This window comes from Bradyrhizobium sp., assembly GCF_030693485.1.
In the GTDB taxonomy this organism is placed as follows: domain Bacteria; phylum Pseudomonadota; class Alphaproteobacteria; order Rhizobiales; family Xanthobacteraceae; genus Bradyrhizobium.
Genome location: NZ_JAUYAN010000118.1, coordinates 1 through 2,598, shown reverse-complemented (window position 1 = coordinate 2,598; position 2,598 = coordinate 1). Strand labels below are relative to the sequence as shown.

Annotated in this window: 2 protein-coding genes and 1 pseudogene; all 3 read right to left on the bottom strand. The window is 62.6% G+C overall.

The window, feature by feature from the left end; genetic code table 11:
* Nucleotides 1–141: pseudogene (locus Q8N40_RS08760) on the bottom strand (molybdopterin molybdenumtransferase MoeA); the annotation flags it as partial.
* 176 nt (nucleotides 142–317) lie between these two features.
* Nucleotides 318–947, bottom strand: coding sequence for an HAD-IA family hydrolase (locus tag Q8N40_RS08755; protein ID WP_305318053.1), 630 nt, complete (start codon nucleotides 945–947; stop codon nucleotides 318–320).
* A gap of 84 nt (nucleotides 948–1,031) precedes the next feature.
* The coding region (locus Q8N40_RS08750) for an ATP-binding protein (protein ID WP_305711534.1) at nucleotides 1,032–2,598 on the bottom strand (1,567 nt) is incomplete at its 5' end.

Below are 2,598 nucleotides of genomic sequence, written 5' to 3'. Positions count from 1 at the left end.
CGGCGGCTGGGTCCGCAACGCCGCGACGTCGCGCGCCAGCACGCGGTGATGCGCGGCATCCAGCGCGACCATTTCCCCCGGCAGCGGTTCGGCGCCGGCGAGGATCGCGGCAAGGGCATCGGCGACGGGCATTAGCGCCACAGGGAGACTCCTTTATGGGGTGAGTCGAGATGCGGCCATATGCCGGGCTCGTCCTTGCGAGCGTAGCGAAGCAATCCAACTTCGCCAAGAAGGAATGGATTGCTTCGTCGCATCCGCCTTCGCCCGAAGGCGGGCTTCGGCGGACAAGAGTGCCCCTCGCAATGACGGCTGATTGTTCAAATCCCAAGCTCGGCGAGTGCTTTTGCCACGTCGTCCGGCGACGTTACGTGAACCGCGATCAGCTCGCGCGCCCGTGCGCCCGCGATATTGTCCGCGGAATCGTCGAAGAACACGATGCGCTGCGCCGGCACCCCGATCGCCTTCACCACATGATCATAGGCTGCGGCGTCCGGTTTCCGAAGCCCGATGGTCGAGGACAGGAAAATTTCACGGAAGTGCCCGAGCACGTCGGGATAGGTTTTCGAAAAATGCGCGACATGCGGCGGATTGGTGTTGGAGAACGCAAACAGCGGCATCCGCTTTGCCGCGCGCGCCAGCAGCGGCGCGATTCCCGGCATCTCGCCGGTGAAGATCGCGTTCCAACCTTCGAGGAACTGGTCGTCCGAAAGGGCGATGCCGAGCGAGCCGCGCAGATTCTGGAAAAACGCAGCGTCGTCGATCGCGCCGGTCTCGTGATGCCTGTAACTGTCATCGACGATAAAGCTTCCCGCTAAATCCGCCGGCGTACAGCCGGCATGACCGGCCCAGCAGGCGAGCGCCTTGTTGAAATCGATATCAAGCACGACGCGGCCGAGATCGAACAGCAGAGCGTCGGCGGAGGCGGGGGTGACGAGGGGGTGGCTCATCCGGGTCGTTTACGAAAAATGAGCGAAGCGGGCAACGGCAAGAGCGCTTCGGCTGTCAGCAGTCCAGGGGATGGCCCCGCTGCTTCACCGGTCCGCCGTGACCGGCGCGGGATTGTCGATGGCATTTCGAACCACTTCTGCGAGACGCGACAGCCGGTAAGGCTTCTCGAGCAGCATGATCCCGGCGTCTGAACTGAGATGTTCCGAACTGACATCCGAATATCCGGTCGTATAGACCACCTTGATCCCGGGCCGCATCTGCCGGATGAGCTCGGCCAGTTTCCAGCCGTCCATCGATCCCGGCATAACGATGTCGGTGAACAGGAGATCGATCGCGAGTCCGCTACGCACCTTGCTCAATGCTTCGGTCGCGTTGCCGACGGCGACAGTCCTGTATCCCAGTGCCTGAAGTTGCTGCGTGACGAAATCGCGAACGATCGCGTCGTCTTCGACACAGAGGATGGTCTCGTGGCCGCGAGGAAGCCGCTTTCGGAAACTGTCGACCGCAAAGGATGGCGCATCGTCGGATACCGGAAGGTACAGCCGGAACGTCGTGCCCTTGCCCTCCACGGTTTCGAAGTCGATGTGGCCTTCCGACTGCTTGACGAAGCCGTACACCATGCTGAGACCGAGGCCGGTGCCTTTGCCGACGCCTTTGGTGCTGAAGAAGGGTTCGTAGATCTTGCTCTGAATGGCCTTGTCGATCCCCGTTCCGGTATCCGTGACGCTGATGGCAACATAACTGCCCGCGGCAATGTCGCGGACGGCGGCTTCGTCCTGGTCGATGGCAACCGTGTCGGCATCGATCGTCAAGCGGCCCCCGTTTGGCATGGCATCGCGCGCGTTGATTCCCAGATTGACCAGCGCGGACGAAAGCTGATCCGGATCGACGAACACCGTTCCGACATAGCCGCGCCTGGCAAAATCGATCTCGATCTGGCGGCCGAGCACCGACTTGAGCAGGTCGCTCGTCGTCGCAATCAGCGCCTCGACATCCGTGCTCCGGGGCCGCAGCGGCTGCTTTCGTGCGAACGCCAGCAAACTCGAGGTCAGCCTGGCGCCGCGGTCGGCGGCCGATCCGATCATCTGGACGATCGCCGCCAAGTGCGGACGGTCGGCAACGCCCTCCGCGAGCGTGTCGATCGTCCCCGTAATGACCGTCAGCAGGTTGTTGAAGTCATGCGCCACGCCGCCGGTGAGTTCGCCGATCGAGCGGATTTTCTGCGCATGCGCCAGCTTGATCTGCGCGGCTTCCCTGGCCGCGACTTCCTGTTCGACACGCTGTTCCAGCGTCCGGGTCAATTCGCGAAGGTCATCTTCGAGCTTGCGGCGCTCGGTGATGTCCATGTTAATTCCGATCAGACGCATCGGCTTTCCCTGTCCACCAACGATCTGTCCGCGACTGTAGATCCAGCGCACGCCGTTCGGGCCCCGAATGCGATGCTCGAGCTCCCCGGAACCGCCGGTTTCGATGATGTCAGCCAGCCGCTGTTCGAGCATCGGCAGATCATCGGGATGCATCAGGTTGCGCCATTCATCGATCGAAATCGACCGCGCCCCTGACGGTTCGATGCCGTGCAGGCGGCATTGCTCGTCGGACCACAGATTGGGACCGCCGCCGATATCCCAGTCGTAGCTCCCGATATGGCCC